Below are 16,111 nucleotides of genomic sequence, written 5' to 3'. Positions count from 1 at the left end.
GGCGCCCATCGGAGCGGGTGCCCCATCGCCGGTCGCGCCCGCCGTCGGCGGGCGGCCGAAAGCCGCCTCACGCAAGAACGAACCGCCGTCAAGGCCTCAAAGAAGGATCGACCCCCACCCCAGGGCCATAGCCAGCGGGCCGACCTGCCCAAAGTGGCGCGGCTTCCGTCAGCCGCACCCGCCCCCGGCGGGCGCCCCTCAGCCGCCCAGCGAAAGCGGCCCCCGCCCGCGCCCTTCTGTCCGACCAGGTCAGATGGTCTCTGCTCCAGGTCGGACCCGGTCCGGCTTCGACACCTTGAGGGGCGACTCGTGAGGGTGTCCGTGGTGGCCGAAGGCCGCGCCGCTCCACCGGACGCGGCCCCGATGGCACACCTGGGGGCCGGGACGGCTCACTCCCCGTCCACGGTGGCCGCGGACACCGGGGCCACCGGTGCCGCCGGCCGCGAACCGCCCTTGAACCAGAAGAGCGAGCCGGGCCTGCGGGCCTCGCGGCGAATCTTGGCCAAGCCGAGCTTGCAGGTCATCTCCTTGTACGCGGCGCCGAGGCGACCCGCGAAGTACAGCTCCCGGGCGACGTCGTCCTTGTCGGCGAACTGCCGCAGCCCGGCCTTCCGGCCGAGGCTCACGCACGACCCGACGAGGGCCTGGTCGATCGGCGCCGGTTCGGTCCCCGCGATCCTGCTCAGCACCGTGTCCGCGGCCTGCGCCCCCAGCGGCGTGGCGGCCTGCGCGCTCATCCGCAGCGGCTGCCCGGACGGTGCCGCGGCGTCCCCCGCCGCCACCACGCGGGGATCGTCGACGCTGGTCAGCGTCTCGTCGGTGAGCAGCCTGCCGACGGAGTCGGTACGCAGCCCGCTCACGGCGGCCAGCTCCGGAACCCCGAACCCGGCCGTCCAGATGGTCAGCGCGCTCGGCCGCACCTCACCCGAGGAGAGCACGACGGCGTCGGACCGCACCTCGGCCACCTCGGCGGACCCCAACACGGTGACGCCGTTCCGCACCATCCACACCGCGATGGACCGGCGCGCCCCCGGGCTGAGCGACGGCGCCAGCATCCCGCCGCAGACCAGGGTCACCTTGCGCCCGCGCTCCGCGAACTCGGCCGCGGTCTCGACGCCGGTCAGCCCGCCGCCGACCACGACGACCGGGGCCTCGGGCGGCAGCCCGGCCAGCCGGTCGCGGAGCCGCCGGGCGGACTCCCATTCCCCGACCGCGACGGCGTGGTCGGCCGCGCCGGGCACCGAGGCCGGGACCGCGGCGGTGCTGCCGACCGCGTAGACGACGTGGTCGTAGGGCACCGCCCCGCCCGAGGCGAGGCGCACCTCGCGGGCGGCGGTGTCGATGCGCTCGGCCCGGTCGACGACCAGCCGGGCGCCGTCGCCGAGCAGGCCGCGGAAGTCCGCCTCGGCCCCTCCCGTCCCGGCGGCGAACTGGTGCAGCCGGAGGCGGTCGATGAAGGCCGGGCGGGGGTTGACCAGGGTGACGCGGACGTCGCCGCGCTTGCGCAGGCGGTTGGCGGCGAGCACTCCGGCGTAGCCGCCTCCGATGACGACGGCCTCATGGCGGGCGGGGTGTGCGGACATGGCGGGTCTCCTCCCAGCGGGGTCCGAACGGTCTCTCACCGACACGACCGCGCAGCGGCCCCGGATGTGAGGCGGCGCCCGGTGTCACAATCGGCCGCCGCGTCCGGTCGAAGGGGGTGAGGACCGACGTCCACCGAAGGAGGCGACGCCGCCGTGACCGTCCCGTCCGAACCCGTGAGCGACCCCGTCGACCCCCGCCTGAGCGTCGTCATGGGCGAACGGCGCCGGCTCACGGGGCTGGCGTACCGGCTCCTGGGGAGCCTGGCCGACGCCGAGGACGTCGTCCAGGACGCCTACACCCGCTGGTACGCACTGTCCCCGGGGCAGCGCGAGGACATCGACTCCCCCGGCGCGTGGCTGGCCAAGGCCGTCGGCCGCCTGTGCCTCAACGTGCTCTCCTCGGCGCGCGTCCGGCGGGAGACCTACGTGGGCGAGTGGCTCCCCGAGCCGCTGCCCGGACCGGCGGAGCGGGACGGCGGCGGGCCGGTCGGCCCCTTCGGCGACCCGGCCGACCGCGTCACCCTCGACGAGTCGGTCACCATGGCCTTCCTCGTCGTGCTCGAATCCATGACCCCGGCGGAGCGCGTGGCCTTCGTGCTCCACGACGTCTTCCGCTACCCGTTCGCCGACGTGGCGCAGGTGGTCGGCCGTACTCCGGCGGCCTGCCGCCAGCTCGCCGTGTCCGCCCGCCGCCGCGTGCGGACCGCGCACGCGCCCGCGAGCCCGGCGGCCCGGCAGGCCGGGGTCGTGAAGGCGTTCAAGCGCGCGTGGGAGGAGGGCGACATCGACTCCCTGGTCCGGCTTCTCGACCCCGATGCCACGGTGACCGCGGACGGCGGCGGCCGGGTCCGCACGGCGCGCCGCCCCATCAGCGGCGCCGAACGGATCGCGCGCACGCTGTTCGGCTTCGCCGGTCGGGTGGACGACCTGACGCTCGTGGAGCGGACCGTCAACGGTCGGCCCGGCCTGGTCGCCCAACGCGACGGCCGGACGGTGACCGTGACGGCGTTCCAGGTCGAGAACGGGCTGATCACCCACATCTGGGCCGTCCGCAACCCGGACAAGCTCCGGTCGTGGGCGTGACGGCCGTCCCGGGCATCGCGGCTCGGGCGCTGCGCTGGGGAAACACCTGTACAGAGCACCGCGTGGGTGGAAGACTCGGATTCCGGGGCACGACGCGGGGAGTCGGCATGGCGGAATCGGCACCCGGCCCCGACGGTGGCTTCGACCGCGGCGCGGCGGTGACGAGGTCCCTGCTCGGGTGGGGCGTGGTGGCCGGGGCCTTCTACCTGGCCGTCGGTATCACCCTGGGCCTGACCAGCACGGGATTCGACTTCGGGCGGCACGCGCTGAGCCTGCTCATGATCGGCGAGTCGGGGTGGGTCCAGACCGCGAACCTCATCCTGAGCGGCCTCATGGTCCTCGCCGCGGCCGCCGGCGTGTGGAGGGCCACCGCGCACGGGCCGCGCCGGGCCCCCGCCGTGAGCCTGCTGGTCGGCGTCTACGGGCTGTCCCTGATCGGGAGCGGGCTCTTCCCGCCCGACCCCGCGGCGGGCTACCCGCAGGGGGCGGCGGAGGGCACCGTGTCGGCGAGCGGCCTGCTGCACCTGGCCTTCGGCGGCGTCGGATTCCTCTCCTTGGCCGTGGCCGCGTTCCTGGCCGCGGCCTGGTTCGCCCGGCGCGGCGCGTCAGGGCTCCGGCTCCTCTCACTCGGCTGCGGCACCGTGGTCGCACTCGGATTCATCGGCGGCGCCGCGCTCTCCACCGGCACGGCCGGTGTGGTGTCCCTGTGGGCCGCCGTCGTCGCCGGGTGGGTGTGGCTGGCCGCGGTGTCGGCGGCCCTGTACCGGACCGTGCCGCACCCCGACAGGGACCGCCGCCCGGCCTGACCCGCACTCAGAACGCTCCGGGGCGAGGCCCCCTGCACGGCGCCTGCGGCGACGGCGGCGCACGGTCGCCGTCACCCCTCCGACCGGGACCGGGACCGGGACCGGGGCTCCGCACGGGAGGAGGACGGGTACCGCGACGCCAGCAGGCTCAGCGCGGCGGCGGACGCGCTCTCGGGGTCGGCGGTGTGCGTGAGGATGCGCTGGCCGTCGCCCTCGGGCAGGTGCAGCACCTCATAGCCCAGTTCGAGTTCGCCGACCTCGGGGTGGCGGAACCGCTTCGTGCCGCCGGTGCACAGCCGCACGTCGTGACCGGCCCACAGCCGGGCGAACTCGGGGCTCTTGACGCTCAGCTCCCCGACCAGTTCGGCGAGGCGGCGGTCGTCGGCGAACTGCGCCGCCACATACCGCAGGGAGGCGACCGCGAGCGCGGCCTCGTCGTGCCAGTCGACGTACAGGTCGCGGGTGTGCTCGTCCAGGAAGAGCATCCTCATCTGGTTCGGCCGGTCGTCGGCGTGCGCGGGCGCGTCGAAGCCGAGGTGGCCGCCGAGGAGCCGGTGCCCGGCGCGGTTCCAGGCGAGGACGTCGTTGAACCGCCCCAGCAGCACGGCGGGCACCCCGCCCATCGCATGCAGCAGGCGCTCGGCGCCGGGCTCGGCCTGTTCGGGCCTCACCGCCCGGGGGCGCTTGGGCGGCGCCGGGCGCGCCAGCGCGTACAGGTGGGCGCGCTCGTCCGCGTCGAGCCGCAGCGCGCGGGCCAGGGCGTCGATGACCGCGTCGGAGGCGTTCTGCGACTGCCCCTGCTCCAGCCGGGTCAGGTAGGTCATCGACACCCCCGCCAACTGCGCCAGCTCCTCGCGCCGCAGGCCGGGAACCCGGCGCCGGCCGTAGCTGCGCACGCCGACGTCCTCAGGGGTGATGCGGTCGCGGCGCGAACGGAGGAACTCGCCGAGCTCGGTCACGGGGCGCTCGGGGTCCACGGTGGCCACGGCGTCCGCGGTGGCCGCGGTGGCCGCGCCGGACGGAGGCGTGTCGAAGGGGCGTCGTTCCATGCGGCCGATTGTGCCCCCTCCTCCGTGGTCGAGCCTGCCCCTGTCAGTGCCAGGCAACCCGAGGCTCCCCGGACGGGGAGGCTGGCTACCCGGTTCCGGGCGGCTGAGGGTGGGCGCCATGACCACGACCGAAAACCCGTCCCCGTCGACACCCCCGTCGACGCCACCGGCCGCCCCGCCCTCCGAACGGTTCACCGCGGCGCAGAGGACCGCCATGGCGGTCCTGCTGACGGCGAACTTCACCCTGGCCGTCGACTTCTCGATCCTCAACGTCGCCCTGCCGCACATCGGCGGCGAGCTCGGGCTCGCCACCTCGGCGCTGCAGTGGATCGTCACCTCGTTCGCGCTGTGCGCCGCCGGGTTCACGCTCTTCTTCGGCCGCGTCGCCGACCTGTTCGGGCGCAAGCGGCTGTTCCTCGTCGGCATCGCCCTGCTGGGCGCCTCCTCCCTGGCCGGAGGGCTCGCCGCCGGACCGGCGGTGCTGATCGCCGCCCGCGTGGGACAGGGCGTCGCGACCGCCATGGTCACCCCGGCCGCGCTGTCGCTGATGACCACGATGTTCCCCGAGGGGCCGGCCCGCTCCCGGGCGCTCGGGCTCAACGGTGCGCTCATGGCCGCCGGGTTCACGGCCGGCGCGGTCCTCGGCGGGGTACTCACCGGGGCCGTCTCGTGGCGGTGGGCGTTCTTCGTCAACGTCGCCGTCGCCGCCGCCGTGATCCTCGTCGGCCCGCTCGTCCTGCGCGAACCGGCCCGCGGGCGCCGGCCCCGGCTCGACGTCCCCGGCGCGGTGGCCATCACGCTCGCCCTGACCGCCCTGGTGTTCGGGATCGACACGGCGGGCCACGACGGCTGGACGCACCCCGGCGCCTGGGGGCCGATCGCAGGGTCGCTCGTGCTGTTCGCGGTCTTCCTCGCGATCGAGTCCCGTGTCGCCGAGCCGCTGGTGGCGACGTCGCTGCTGCGGCGCCGCACCATCGCCTGGGGCAACACGGCGGGGCTCCTCGCCTTCGCGACCGAGACATCGCTCGTGTTCCTGCTGACGCTGTACCTGCAGGAGGTCCTCGGCTTCACCGCCCTTACCGCCGGGCTGATCCTGGGGGTGCTCGGCATCGGCACGGTCCTCGGCGGCCTCGTCGCCCCGAAGGTCATCGGCCGGACGAACGCCAGGACCACGATCGTGATCGGCTTCGCCGTCCAGGCCGCCGCGACCCTCCCGCTCGCGTTCGTCTCCGACGACCGCGCCTGGCTGGTCCCGCTGCTGATCGCCGCGTTCATCGGCGGCGCCGCGAACCTCGCCGCGATCGTCGGCTACACCGTGGCGTCCACCACGGGGGTCCCGGCCGACCGGCAGGGCCTGGCGACCGGCCTGGTGACGTTGAGCCAGCAGGTCGGCATCGCGCTGGGGACCCCGGTGATGTCGGCGATCGCGACCGGGGCGGGCGCCGCCCTGCTGCCGGGCCTGCGGTTCGCGATCGGGACCAACGCCGCCGTCGCGCTGGCCGCGGCGGCGCTGGTCGCCGCCTTCCTGCGCCTGCCCCGACAGGAGGAGGCCGGTGGGGCGTAGCGGACGACGCGCCGGAGACGCCGACGGCCGCCCTCCCGCACGGGAGGACGGCCCAGTCGGTCCCGGGGCCGGAGCCGGTGCAGGGGCTCAGGCCGCCGGCCGCCGCCCGCCCGAGCCGAACATCCGCCGGTAGGCCTGAGGGGTGACGCCGGCCGTGCGTTTGAAGCGGTCCCGGAACGCGGTGGGCGACCCGAAACCGACCTGGCCGCCGATGCGTTCGACCGAGTGCCCGGTGGTCTCCAGCAGGTGCTGCGCCTGGCGGATACGGGCCCGGTGGAGCCACTGGAGCGGAGTGGTGCCGGTCTGGTCGCGGAACCGCCGGATGAGGGTCCTGGTGCTGGTGCCGGCCCGGGCGGCGATGTCGGCGAGGGTGAGGTCGCGGCCCAGGTTGGCGCGCAGCCAATCGAGCAGCCCCTCCAGTTCCGCCCCTTGGGGCGCGGGGGCGTGGTCGTAGGCGATGAACTGCGCCTGACCGCCCTCGCGTTCGAGCGGCGTCACCGACAGCCGGGCGGCGTCGGCGGCGACGGCCGAGCCGTAGTCGCGGCGGATCATGTGCAGGCACAGGTCCAGCCCGGCGGCGGCGCCGGCCGACGTGAGGATCCGGCCGTTGTCCACGTACAGCACGTCCGGGTCGACGTCGACCTCCGGGTGCGCGTCCGCCAGGGCCCCCGCCGCGCGCCAGTGGGTGGTCGCCCGCAGCCCGTCGAGGAGCCCCGTGGAGGCGAGGGGGAACGTGCCGACGCACAGGGAGGCGATCCGCGTCCCGGCCTCGGCGGCCGCCCTGAGCGCGTCGCGGACCGGGGGCGCGAGCGGCGCCGCGGGGTCGGCGACGCCCGGCACGATGACCGTGTCGGCGTCCCGGAGCCCGTCCAGCCCCCAGGGGGCGCGGAGGGTGAAGGCCCCGGCGTCGACCTCGTCGCGTTCGGCGCAGATCCGCACCTGGTACCCGGGCCGCCCGTCGGGCAGCCGGACCCGCCCGAAGACCTCGATCGGAGTGGAGAGGTCGAACGGGATCACCCGGTCGAGCGCGAGGACGGCGACGGTGTGCATGGCAGGAATGTACCGGCCCACCGACCGGTGAACCACAGGAGGTCACCTCGAATGACCTTGCATATCACCAGCTCAACGCCTTGGAGAAGGCAGTGACACTCTCCCGTCGAAGTACGTCATTCCTGCCGGACGGCGCCCGCCCCGACCCGCCTGGGAGGCATCACCCGAGGCTCGCCGTAGCGCATGCGAGCTACACTTGCGGTACGGTCAACGCGAGCTCGGGGGAGACGAACATGGCGAGAAGCACGTCGTTCCGGATCAGCGATGAGGCGAAGCACCGGCTGGACAGCAGAGCCGCCCAGGAGGGTGTGAGCGCCACGGCCCTGCTGGAGCGCCTCATCATCGAAGGCGTGGACCAGCGGGATTTCCCGGGCATCGTCTTCCGCGGTCCCGCCCACGACCGACGCGCGGCCCTCGCCGCAGGGCCCGACGTCTGGGAGGTCGTCGCCCGGCTGCAGGAACTCGACGGCAGCGAGGAGCACCGGATCTCGACGCTCAGCGCCGAGTCGGAGCTGCACCCCCGACTCGTCCGCATCGCCGTGGACTATGCCTCCGAGCACGCGGATGAGGTCAACGGCCGCATCGAGCGCAACCGCGCCTCGGCCGAGCGCAGCCGTCGCGCCGCAGAGGGACGCGAGGCGCTGCTGACATGAGCATGTTCCTCATCGACGAGATGTACCCTCCCACCACGGCGCGCCTGCTGCGCGATACCTACGGCCACGATGCGGTGCACGTGTTCGAGATCGGACTGCAGGCGGCGGAGGACGCACTCGTCGCGGCGACGGCCCGATCGGAGGGCAGGGCCGTGGTCACCGAGAACGTGGTGGACTTCGCGGCGGAACGCGATGTGGCGCTGGTCTTCGTACTGAAGCGGAACCCGCCTCCCGGCGGAGCGCAGGCGGCGGGTCTGGCCAAGGTCCTCGCCGACTGGGCCCGGGCCAACCCCGACCCCTACCTCGGCCCCCACTGGCCGGACGCGGGGTGATCCGGCTCCGCGCGGGATCGGCCGTAACATGTGCGCCGTGGATACGAGCCCCCCTGACCGGCGCCCGCGTCAGCGGCTGAGCGAGGAGCAACGGCGGAAGCAGATCATGGAGGCCGCCGTTCAGGAGGTCGTGGAGCGCGGCTACGAGGGCGCGTCGCTGACCCGGATCGCCAAGCGCGCCGGCGTGGCCAAGGGGCTGGTCTGGCACTACTTCACCGACAAGGACGACCTGATGGAGTCCACGGCGAAGCAGACGATGCAGGCCATCCAGGCGCAGATCGTCGACTGATCTTCGCCGACGGAGGATCCGAGGCGGCCCTACTCGGCGACCGCCAGTGGCGGGCATGACGCCACCGGCGGTGGTGGGCCCAACGGCTTCGGAGGTGTCCCTCGGCGCCGTTCAGCACGGGGACGATCCGATCGGCCGGACTCATGTGCACTGAATGTGCAACGGCCGCCCTCCCTGAGTGGGAGGGCGGCCGTCGTCACGTCTGCGACCTGGGTCGATGCGAGTGGAGCCAAGGGGAGTCGAACCCCTGACCTCTGGTATGCAAAACCAGCGCTCTGCCAACTGAGCTATGGCCCCGGGCATGCCGCCGTGCGGCGGCATGGGAACGCGTAGAGCATACCGCCCTCGCGGAGGGGATGGTGTGGGCACCGCAAGGGGACGAACGCCGCCCACGGGTGGAACGCAGACGGCAGCCACCGGCACGCGGCCGTGCCGTGGCTCGCCGGTCTGCGCTGGACTAGTTCTCGCTGGCCGCGGTGGCTTCCGTCCACAGGTCGAGCTCGGCGCGGTCGGCCTGGATCTTCCGGTAGACGGCGAACGCCCCGAGGGCCACCAGCACCAGCACGATGATCTTCTTCACGGCGTGGACCCCTTCTTCGATCACGGATATTCGGGTCAGGAAAGGACGCGCGGCTCGGAGAGCGAAAGCCCCCGGCACCAGGCCGGAGTCCCTCTGCCCTTCCACCCGAGCGGAAGGCGTCGGTAGAGAACTTTATGGGGTTGTCTCCCTGCAGACTAGCAACCCCCCGGCGCATCTCCCGCCGCGCCGCGTGTTTCCCTCGGCTGCCCAGGTCGGCGGCGGTGTCCGCTTCGCTTCGATTCGGCGGGACCTGGGCGTGTCCGGACACCTCCGCGCGGCCCGCCGACCTACCGTGAGCAGCGCAGACGCAGGGAGGCGGACCATGGCCGACGAACGCAAGGGGCCGGGCCGGGACCGGCCAGGCGGCTCGGACGCCGGGGAGGGGAGCGCGGGGCGGGGTGCCGACCCGGGATCCGGGTCGGGCCCCGGATCAGGGACCGGGGCCGGTTCCCGGCCGGGCGGCGGGCGCAGGGACCGCCCGGCCGCCGGGAAGGGGAGCGACCGGGCACCCTGGCGCACCGAGGGCGTACCGCCCGGCGACGGCGGCGCCGAAGGCGCCGAAGGCGCCGGCGGCGACGCGCCCGGCAAGCGCCCCAAGGGCTCCTGGATCCGCTTCTTCGTCACCCTCGCCGCCGTCTACCTGGTCGTCTTCGGCCTCACCTGGCTCACCGACGGCCGCGGCGCCGCCACCGTCCCCTACACCTCCTTCACGCAGCAGGTCGCGGCCGGCAACGTGAAGGAGGTCTACTCGCGCGGCGAGACCATCGAGGGCACCCTCAAGAAGGCCCAGCAGGTCCCCGGCGGGTCCAAGGGCGACACCTACACCACCTTCACCACCGAGCGCCCCGTCTTCGCCGACGACGACATCTACGCGCAGATGGTCGACAAGGACGTGGTGGTCCGCGCCGAACCCGTCACCCAGCAGCGCGGCCTGCTCGCCAACCTCTTCTGGGCCCTGCTCCCCGTCCTGCTGTTCGGCCTCCTCTGGTACTGGATGCTGCGCAAGGGCCGCAGCATGATGGGCGGCATGGGCGGCATGGCCGGGCTCGGCAAGAGCCGCTCGGCCACCCCCGTCGACACCTCCGCCGTCCGGGTCACCTTCGACGACGTCGCCGGGATCGACGAGGTCGAGTCCGAGCTGGAGGAGGTCGTCGACTACCTCAAAGAGCCCGACCGGTACCGCCGCCTCGGCGCCCGCCTGCCCCGGGGCGTCCTGCTCACCGGACCGCCCGGCACCGGGAAGACCCTCCTGGCCCGCGCCGTGGCCGGGGAGGCCGGGGTCCCGTTCTTCAGCGCGAGCGCCTCGGAGTTCATCGAGATGATCGTGGGCGTGGGCGCCAGCCGCATCCGCGACCTGTTCGCCGAGGCCCGCAAGGTCGCCCCCGCCATCGTCTTCATCGACGAGATCGACACCATCGGCCGCACCCGCGACGCCCGCTCCGTCGGCGGCAACGACGAGCGCGAGCAGACCCTCAACCAGATCCTCACCGAGATGGACGGGTTCAGCGGCACCGAGGGCATCGTCGTCATCGCCGCCACCAACCGCCCCGACGTGCTCGACCCCGCCCTGCTGCGCCCCGGCCGCTTCGACCGCACGGTCGCCGTCTCCCCGCCCGACACCCGCGGCCGCGAGGCGATCCTGGCCGTGCACTCCCGCGGTGTCCCGCTGGGCCCCGACGCCGACCTGGGCGCCGTCGCCCGCTCCACCCCCGGCATGACCGGCGCCGACCTGGCCAACCTGGTGAACGAGGCGGCGCTGCTGGCCGCCCGGCGCGGCGAGGACGCGGTGCGGGCGGCGGACTTCGCCGACGCCCTGGAGAAGGTCCAGCTCGGGACCGCCAGGGCGGTCGTGATGCCGGAGCAGGAGCGCACCCGCACCGCCTACCACGAGTCCGGTCACGCGCTTCTGGGCATGCTCCAGCCCGGCGCCGACCCGGTCCGCAAGATCTCCATCGTCCCCCGGGGCCGCGCCCTGGGGGTGACGCTGTCCACGCCCGAGGACGACCGGTACGGCTACGACGCCGCCTACCTGAGGGGCCGGATCACCGGCGCCCTGGGCGGCATGGCCGCCGAGTCCCTGGTCTTCGACGTGGTCACCACGGGCGCCGAGAGCGACCTGGAGAACGCCACCGCCATCGCCCGTCAGATGGTGGGCCGGTGGGGCATGTCGGAGGCGATCGGGCCGATGACGGTACTGCCCGGCCCCGACGGCGAACGCCCCGGACAGGTGTTCGCCCCCGCGACGCTGGACGCGGTCGACTCCGAGGTGCGCAGGATCGTGGAGCAGTGCTACGACGTCGCACGGCGCCTTCTGACCGACAACCGCGCGCGCTTGGACGCCATGGCCCACGCGCTCCTGGAGCACGAGACGCTGGACGAGAAGGAGGCCTACGCCGCCGCGGGCCTGCCCGCGCCCTCAGGGGGCGGGGAGGGCGCCGCCGAGGCCGGGGATGCCGGGGGTACCGGGGGCGCAGGGGACTCCGGAGGTGTCGGAGGCCCCAGGGGCCCCAGGGCCGCACAGGACACCGGGCCCGGGGCGGCCCCCGGGGAGGCCGGCGGGGACGCCTCAGGTCAGCAGTGACAGCCGCTTGAGGTTGGTCAGGGTCTCCTCCGGCGTCAGGGCGGTGGCGTTCAGCCGCCGCCACACCTCCTGGCAGCCGTGGACCCCCTCCTCCGACTCCACGATGGAACCGCCGTGCGGGGCGTCCACATAGGCCAGCGACGCCTCGTCCTCATCGAACTCCAGCACCGTGAACGGCCCCGCCGATCCCGCGTGCGGCCCCGCCGACGCCGCCAGCAGCCGCACCGTCACCCGGTCGTTGCCGCGCTGCAGGTCGACGATGCGCCGCAACTGCGCGTGCAGGAGGTCGGGGTCGCCCGACACCCGGCGCAGCGCGTCCTCTTCGAGCACCGCGTGGTACCGCCACAGGGTGTCCCGGTCCAGCGCCTCCTGGCGCTTCAGGTACGCCGCCACCATCCGCTCGGCCGACCGCTCGCCCCGCCCCTGCGCCCGCGCCAGCAGCGCCGTGTACTCCGGCACCTGCAGCAGGTCGGGCACGAGGATGCCCGCGTAGGTGTCGATGGCGACCGCGCCGGCCTCGTTGCCGACGTAGGCGGAGGAGAGCACGTCCTCGTACTCGGTCCACCACGGGCGCAGCCGCGACTCCCGCACCAGGGTGAGGATGGCCTCGCGCTGCCCTCCCGTCACCCCGTACAGCTTGAGCAGCGCCGATACCTCCATCACCGAGGGCCACTTGCGGATCCCCGTCTCGATGTGGCCCAGCTTGGCCGGGGACCATTCCAGGACGTCGGCCACGTCGCTGAGCGTCATTCCGGCTTGGACACGGCGTCGCCGCAGCTCCGCGCTGAGTCGGCGTCGACGGACGGTGGGGCTGGTCATAGCGCTGTCCCCGTACACGCGAAGTACCGTTTCCGTGGCACTAGCGAAGCACTATGCCTAGCCTCTAGCAATGAATTCCTAGAAATCGGCCGCGAATGGGCCCGTGCCCCCGCCTTACGGGCGGGACCTTCACCCCCTCAGTGCAGGACCTTCAGCCCGACGATGCCGCCGACCAGCAACAGCAGGCACAGAATTCGCGGCAGGCTCGCCGGCTCCCCCAGCCACACCATCCCCGCGACCGCGGTGCCGACGGCGCCGATGCCCACCCAAACGGCGTACCCGGTGCCGACCGGAATGCTGCGCAGCGCGTACGACAGCCCCGCCATGCTTCCGACGAGGGCCGCGGCGAACACGAGGGAGGGGAGGAGGCGGGTGAAGCCCTCGGTCCGGTCCAGGGCGGTGGCCCAAACGGTTTCGAGGAGCCCGGAGAGGACGATGACGAGCCAGGCCATGGTGCACCCCTGCGATTCAAGGCCCGCGCCGTCTTCGCTTCACCGGGTACGGCGCACCTCGTCCGGGGAGCGGCGCCATTCACGCGGCTCCGGCCCGGGAGGGGAACATTCGGGTCCCGGGGTCCCGACTTTCGTCCATCTTGAACGCCTACGCGAACGGGAATGCTTCCCCTACCACAGGTGACCAGGGTCACCACAGAACACATGGGTCACCGAACGCGTACCATGCACCAGGACAGACCCTTCAGAAGGACGATAATGAGCCACCCCATCGACGACGCCGAGCAGTTGATCGCGAACGCCGAGGAGGAGTTCCCGCCGCCGGTGCGTTCGCGCCTCATCGCGAAGCTGCGCAAGGGGACGCACATCGACGACGCCGCGCGCGAGCTCGGCCTCACCCCGCAGCGGGTGTTCTCCGCCGCCAGGATTCTCGGGCAGTTCGGCGATCAGCTCGACGCGACGCTCACCGCCCAGCGCGATCCCGACATCCCGCACGGCACGGTGACCGGCTTCAACAAGCGCTGCCGCTGCCCGCAGTGCCGCGGCGCGGTGAACCGCCGCATCTGAGCCGCCCCCGCCCGGCGGAGGAGGGGACGCTGGGCCCACCGGGCGAGATCGTCCGCCATCGGGGCGCCGACGGACACGACCGGGCGCCACGGCCTGTTCACCACGATGACATCGGCCGGATCCGGCTCATCATGCTTATCGATCTTCAAGCCGGGGAAACCGGTCACCATGAACGAGCGTGTGGACTGGGCCGCGATGAGCGACGAAGAGTTCATAGCGCTGGTGCGCCAGCTCATGGACGCACCGCCTGTTCCGGCCAACGACGAGGATTAGCCCCCGCAGGTCCGAGACCGGCTCCCCCGCCGGACGACGGTGGCACGCGGGGACCGCCCCGCGTTCTTCAGGCGTGCCGTCGCCCCGCCGACGACGCGGCGGGCCGATGGGGTGGGACCGGCACGGATCCGCAGGGGAGGGCGGCCGGCCGAGCGCCGCCGCGACGACCCGCACCCCGACCACGGGCGGTGCGGGCGGAGGCGCGTGTGCCCGGCGCCGGTGCCGTGCGGCCACGGGCGCGCAGGCGCGGGGAGGACCGCGGAAGGCCCTGGTTTCGGACACGCTGATTCCCGCTTTAGTGACGAGTCGAAATATCGACCTGCCGCTTTGTCGACATTTCAGTGGCGCGGGGACGGCCCCCACCGCCGCATCGGTTCCCCCGGCCCTATCCGCCCTCCGGACCGCCCCGAGCACCTGCACCGCCCGCATCATGCGGACCGTCCGGACCGTACGGACCGTGCAGAGCGGGTGAGGCGTGCGAGGCACCCGTGGCCCCCGGTACGCCTGGGACACCGGTGGCCCCGGGGACACTGGGGGAGCCGTCGGAGCCCACGGCCCTCCCGATCCGGTCTCCCAGATCCCGCAGGTACCCCACCAGCTCCTTCGGTTCCAGCACGGTGAACTCGAACCCGAGGAACGCCAGGTGGATCGCCAGGGTCTCCCACCCGTGGGCGCCGGTGCGCAGCTCGCACGTGCCGTCGTCCAGCGCGGTCAGCACCCCGACCAGCGGGGAGATCCGCTGCGTCACCTCCGCCTCGGGCGCGTGCAGGAGGATCCGCGCCGTGTGCGAATAGGGCGAGCTGGAGATGCTCTTCGCCACGTAGGTGGCCGCGTCGTCCGGGGGAGTGCGCGGACGGAAGCGCGGTCCCCGGGAGAGCGGGTCCACGATCCGGTCCAGCCGGAAGACCCGCCAGTCGTCCCGGTCCACATCCCAGGCCAACAGGTACCAGCGCCCCGAGACATGGACCATCCGGTGCGGCTCCACCAGGCGCCGTGTCTCGTTCCCGGCGTAGTCGCGGTAGGCGAAGCGCAGGCTCTCCGTGTCACGGCAGCAGGCGGCGATCTCCGTCAGGTGCCCGCCCTCCACCATCGGGGCCCGGCGTCCGATCGCGTCGGTGTAGGCGTGCACGGCCCCGACACGGCGCCGCAGACGGGAGGGGAGCACCTGCTCGAGCTTGGCCAGCGCGCGGGCCGAGGTCTCCTCGATCCCCGAGAGCGCCCCGCCGGCCGCGGCGGACCTGAGCCCCACGGCGACGGCGACCGCCTCCTCGTCGTCCAGGAGCAGCGGCGGCAGGGCCGACCCCGCCCCCAGGCGGTATCCGCCGGCGACCCCGGGGGTCGCGTCCACCGGATAGCCGAGGTCCCGGAGGCGCTGGACGTCGCGCCGCACCGTCCGCGGTGTCACGTCGAGCCGGTCCGCGAGCTCTGTTCCGGTCCAGTCCCTGCGGGCCTGAAAGAGGGACAGCAGCCGCAGAAGCCTCGCCGAGGTCTCAGAGGACATGGGACGGTCTTCCCTTCGAGAGGGAGCAGGGGTGGTCGGTGGAGGGGGAAGCCTACAACGAGCGGCACCGTCCGTGGTCCCGACTAGGCTGCCCCCATGCCACCGTCGAACCGCAACCGGGCCGCACGCGCCGCCCGGCCCCAGGCCCCCGCGATCCCAGGTGAGCTCACGGAGGCCGACCTCCCCGAGCACGACCTCCGGGATGAGGGCGTGTACCTCGCGCTGGCGTTCGGGGGACTGGACCTCACCGACCGCGCGGTCCTGGCCACCGAATTCGAGGGATGCACGTTCACCCATACGCGCCTGACCGGTTCGGACCTGCGCGGCGCGCTCCTGTCGGACGTCGACATGAAGAACGCCGACCTGGCCGGGGTACGCGTCCGGGACGGGTCGCTCATGCGGGCGACGGTCACGGGGAGCAGGTTGACCGGTGCCGTATGGTCCGCGTGCACCGTCCGGGACACGGTGTTCGAGGGGTGCAGGGTCGACATGGCCTCGTTCGGCTATTCGACGCTGAAGAACGTGGTCTTCCGCGACTGCAACCTGTCCGAGGTCGACTTCCAGGAGGCCGACATCAGGGGAGTGCGCTTCGAGGGCTGCAACCTGGAACGCGCGCGCTTCCACCGGACGAGGGCGGAGAAGGCCCGGTTCGCCGACTGCGAACTGTTCGGCGTGACGGGGGTCGAGAGCCTGAAAGGGGTCTCGGTGAAGACCACGGACGCCCAGGGACTCCTCCTCGCATTGGCTAATGCGATGGAGATCGAGATCGTGGATTGAGGTGGGGTGCGGTGGGTGCGTGGACACGTTTTCACGTGTTCACAAGCTCGAGCACAAAAAAAGGGGCGGGGCCCAAAAAGGACCCCGCCCCTCCTCGAAGAAAATGCGGCGGCAACCTACTCTCCCACCCCACACCATGGAGGCAGTACCAT

The 16,111-nt window shown here is 73.3% G+C and carries 16 protein-coding genes, 1 tRNA gene and 1 riboswitch; of the genes, 9 read left to right on the top strand and 8 right to left on the bottom strand.

Annotation, left to right across the window (positions count from 1 at the left end; genetic code table 11):
- Positions 1–389: 389 nt before the first annotated feature.
- Positions 390–1,583, bottom strand: a complete 1,194-nt coding sequence (locus O4J56_RS11960) for an NAD(P)/FAD-dependent oxidoreductase (protein ID WP_270685804.1) — start codon at positions 1,581–1,583, stop codon at positions 390–392.
- A gap of 153 nt (positions 1,584–1,736) precedes the next feature.
- On the opposite strand from O4J56_RS11960, the gene sigJ reads away from it, so the two are divergent.
- Positions 1,737–2,666, top strand: a complete 930-nt coding sequence (gene sigJ / locus O4J56_RS11955) for an RNA polymerase sigma factor SigJ (RefSeq protein WP_270685803.1) — start codon at positions 1,737–1,739, stop codon at positions 2,664–2,666.
- Between the two features lie 107 nt (positions 2,667–2,773).
- Positions 2,774–3,472: a DUF998 domain-containing protein gene (locus O4J56_RS11950; protein ID WP_270685802.1), complete on the top strand. Its 699-nt coding sequence runs from the start codon at positions 2,774–2,776 to the stop codon at positions 3,470–3,472.
- Positions 3,473–3,543: 71 nt separating this feature from the next.
- On the opposite strand, the gene O4J56_RS11945 is transcribed toward O4J56_RS11950, so the two are convergent.
- On the bottom strand, positions 3,544–4,521 hold the full coding sequence (locus O4J56_RS11945; protein ID WP_270685801.1) for a helix-turn-helix transcriptional regulator: 978 nt from the start codon (positions 4,519–4,521) through the stop codon (positions 3,544–3,546).
- Positions 4,522–4,639: 118 nt separating this feature from the next.
- Between O4J56_RS11945 and O4J56_RS11940 the strand changes: the two genes are divergently transcribed.
- A complete protein-coding gene (locus O4J56_RS11940) occupies positions 4,640–6,085 on the top strand; it encodes an MFS transporter (protein ID WP_270685800.1) in 1,446 nt (481 codons plus the stop codon).
- A gap of 87 nt (positions 6,086–6,172) precedes the next feature.
- On the opposite strand, the gene O4J56_RS11935 is transcribed toward O4J56_RS11940, so the two are convergent.
- Positions 6,173–7,135, bottom strand: a complete 963-nt coding sequence (locus O4J56_RS11935) for a GlxA family transcriptional regulator (RefSeq protein ID WP_270685799.1) — start codon at positions 7,133–7,135, stop codon at positions 6,173–6,175.
- 233 nt (positions 7,136–7,368) lie between these two features.
- Here O4J56_RS11935 and O4J56_RS11930 point away from each other — a divergent pair, with 233 nt between their 5' ends.
- From O4J56_RS11930 to O4J56_RS11920, 3 genes are read left to right on the top strand one after another with little or no spacing between them, the layout of a single operon-like run.
- Positions 7,369–7,788 carry a ribbon-helix-helix protein, CopG family gene (locus O4J56_RS11930; protein ID WP_270685798.1) on the top strand — a complete coding sequence of 140 codons (420 nt, stop codon included), beginning with the start codon at positions 7,369–7,371 and terminating at the stop codon, positions 7,786–7,788.
- Positions 7,785–8,120 (top strand): DUF5615 family PIN-like protein, encoded by a 336-nt coding sequence (locus O4J56_RS11925; protein WP_270685797.1) that lies wholly within the window; start codon positions 7,785–7,787, stop codon positions 8,118–8,120. The genes O4J56_RS11930 and O4J56_RS11925 overlap by 4 nt, the downstream gene beginning before the upstream one ends.
- Before the next feature lie 37 nt (positions 8,121–8,157).
- Complete coding sequence (locus O4J56_RS11920; RefSeq protein WP_270685796.1) at positions 8,158–8,409, top strand: TetR/AcrR family transcriptional regulator; 252 nt, start codon at positions 8,158–8,160, stop codon at positions 8,407–8,409.
- Between the two features lie 224 nt (positions 8,410–8,633).
- Here O4J56_RS11920 and O4J56_RS11915 read toward each other — a convergent pair.
- Together O4J56_RS11915 and O4J56_RS11910 are read right to left on the bottom strand one after the other, a co-directional pair.
- A tRNA-Ala gene (locus O4J56_RS11915) sits at positions 8,634–8,706 on the bottom strand.
- A 160-nt stretch (positions 8,707–8,866) separates the two neighbouring features.
- On the bottom strand, positions 8,867–8,989 hold the full coding sequence (locus O4J56_RS11910) for a DLW-39 family protein (protein WP_017595396.1): 123 nt from the start codon (positions 8,987–8,989) through the stop codon (positions 8,867–8,869).
- Positions 8,990–9,311: 322 nt separating this feature from the next.
- Here O4J56_RS11910 and ftsH point away from each other — a divergent pair, with 322 nt between their 5' ends.
- A complete protein-coding gene (ftsH, locus tag O4J56_RS11905) occupies positions 9,312–11,570 on the top strand; it encodes an ATP-dependent zinc metalloprotease FtsH (protein ID WP_270685795.1) in 2,259 nt (752 codons plus the stop codon).
- On the opposite strand, the gene O4J56_RS11900 is transcribed toward ftsH, so the two are convergent.
- Together O4J56_RS11900 and O4J56_RS11895 are read right to left on the bottom strand one after the other, a co-directional pair.
- The gene (locus tag O4J56_RS11900; RefSeq protein WP_270685794.1) at positions 11,556–12,389 is read right to left on the bottom strand and encodes a helix-turn-helix domain-containing protein; all 834 of its coding nucleotides are present in this window, start codon (positions 12,387–12,389) and stop codon (positions 11,556–11,558) included. The two genes, ftsH and O4J56_RS11900, sit on opposite strands and share 15 nt — an antisense overlap.
- 137 nt (positions 12,390–12,526) lie before the next feature.
- On the bottom strand, positions 12,527–12,841 hold the full coding sequence (locus tag O4J56_RS11895; protein ID WP_270685793.1) for a DMT family transporter: 315 nt from the start codon (positions 12,839–12,841) through the stop codon (positions 12,527–12,529).
- 22 nt (positions 12,842–12,863) lie between these two features.
- A riboswitch (guanidine-III (ykkC-III) riboswitch) is annotated at positions 12,864–12,923 on the bottom strand.
- A 176-nt stretch (positions 12,924–13,099) separates the two neighbouring features.
- Between O4J56_RS11895 and O4J56_RS11890 the strand changes: the two genes are divergently transcribed.
- On the top strand, positions 13,100–13,408 hold the full coding sequence (locus tag O4J56_RS11890) for a hypothetical protein (protein ID WP_270685792.1): 309 nt from the start codon (positions 13,100–13,102) through the stop codon (positions 13,406–13,408).
- Between the two features lie 658 nt (positions 13,409–14,066).
- On the opposite strand, the gene O4J56_RS11885 is transcribed toward O4J56_RS11890, so the two are convergent.
- A complete protein-coding gene (locus O4J56_RS11885) occupies positions 14,067–15,182 on the bottom strand; it encodes a helix-turn-helix transcriptional regulator (RefSeq protein ID WP_270685791.1) in 1,116 nt (371 codons plus the stop codon).
- A 96-nt stretch (positions 15,183–15,278) separates the two neighbouring features.
- Between O4J56_RS11885 and O4J56_RS11880 the strand changes: the two genes are divergently transcribed.
- Entirely contained in the window at positions 15,279–15,959 is a 681-nt protein-coding gene (locus O4J56_RS11880; protein ID WP_270685790.1) for a pentapeptide repeat-containing protein, read from the top strand.
- The last annotated feature ends 152 nt before the right edge of the window (positions 15,960–16,111 follow it).

The sequence above is a fragment of the Nocardiopsis endophytica genome (assembly GCF_027706725.1).
Taxonomy (GTDB): Bacteria; Actinomycetota; Actinomycetes; order Streptosporangiales; family Streptosporangiaceae; genus Nocardiopsis_A; species Nocardiopsis_A endophytica.
The sequence above is the reverse complement of the archived record's forward strand: the minus strand, read 5'-3'. Positions and strand labels throughout refer to the sequence as shown.

Coding starts and splice junctions, on each gene's coding strand:
- O4J56_RS11880 (WP_270685790.1), top strand. CDS start 15,279: ATGCCACCGTCGAACCGCAACCGGGCCGCACGCGCCGCCCGGCCCCAG.
- O4J56_RS11940 (WP_270685800.1), top strand. CDS start 4,640: ATGACCACGACCGAAAACCCGTCCCCGTCGACACCCCCGTCGACGCCA.
- O4J56_RS11895 (WP_270685793.1), bottom strand. CDS start 12,841: ATGGCCTGGCTCGTCATCGTCCTCTCCGGGCTCCTCGAAACCGTTTGG.
- O4J56_RS11885 (WP_270685791.1), bottom strand. CDS start 15,182: ATGTCCTCTGAGACCTCGGCGAGGCTTCTGCGGCTGCTGTCCCTCTTT.
- O4J56_RS11945 (WP_270685801.1), bottom strand. CDS start 4,521: ATGGAACGACGCCCCTTCGACACGCCTCCGTCCGGCGCGGCCACCGCG.
- O4J56_RS11900 (WP_270685794.1), bottom strand. CDS start 12,389: ATGACCAGCCCCACCGTCCGTCGACGCCGACTCAGCGCGGAGCTGCGG.
- ftsH (WP_270685795.1), top strand. CDS start 9,312: ATGGCCGACGAACGCAAGGGGCCGGGCCGGGACCGGCCAGGCGGCTCG.
- O4J56_RS11890 (WP_270685792.1), top strand. CDS start 13,100: ATGAGCCACCCCATCGACGACGCCGAGCAGTTGATCGCGAACGCCGAG.
- O4J56_RS11950 (WP_270685802.1), top strand. CDS start 2,774: ATGGCGGAATCGGCACCCGGCCCCGACGGTGGCTTCGACCGCGGCGCG.
- O4J56_RS11935 (WP_270685799.1), bottom strand. CDS start 7,135: ATGCACACCGTCGCCGTCCTCGCGCTCGACCGGGTGATCCCGTTCGAC.
- O4J56_RS11925 (WP_270685797.1), top strand. CDS start 7,785: ATGAGCATGTTCCTCATCGACGAGATGTACCCTCCCACCACGGCGCGC.
- O4J56_RS11930 (WP_270685798.1), top strand. CDS start 7,369: ATGGCGAGAAGCACGTCGTTCCGGATCAGCGATGAGGCGAAGCACCGG.
- O4J56_RS11960 (WP_270685804.1), bottom strand. CDS start 1,583: ATGTCCGCACACCCCGCCCGCCATGAGGCCGTCGTCATCGGAGGCGGC.